This is a genomic window from Mesorhizobium sp. M6A.T.Ce.TU.002.03.1.1, assembly GCF_003997275.1.
GTDB lineage: Bacteria > Pseudomonadota > Alphaproteobacteria > Rhizobiales > Rhizobiaceae > Mesorhizobium > Mesorhizobium mediterraneum.
On the sequence record NZ_RZTI01000321.1, the window covers coordinates 1 to 396 of the forward strand.

Sequence of the window (396 nt, forward strand, 5' to 3'; positions counted from 1 at the left end):
GTTCCAGGTGATCGCCAACTGTCCGAGATTGAACGAGCCCGACATCCAGGATGGGTTGCCGACCTCCTGGTTGGTCGGCCCGAAGATCGAGCGCACGGCCTGCTGCAGGATCAGCGAGACGCCCCATGTCGCCAGCAGCGTTTCAAGCGGCCGGCCATAGAGGAAACGGATGACGCCGCGCTCGATGATCAGGCCAACAAGGGCCGCGACGAGGAAGGCCAGCGGCAGCGCAATGACCAGCGACCAGTCGAACAGGCCGGGAAAGGAGGTGCGGATCACCTGCTGGACGACGAAGGTCGTGTAGGCGCCGAGCATGACCATCTCGCCATGCGCCATGTTGATGACACCCATGACGCCGAAGGTAATGGCAAGGCCGATTGCCGCCAGCAGCAGCAC

1 pseudogene is annotated in these 396 nt (G+C 63.4%); it reads right to left on the reverse strand.

Annotation, left to right across the window (positions count from 1 at the left end):
- Positions 1-396, reverse strand: a pseudogene (locus EOC93_RS33750) (urea ABC transporter permease subunit UrtB); the annotation flags it as partial.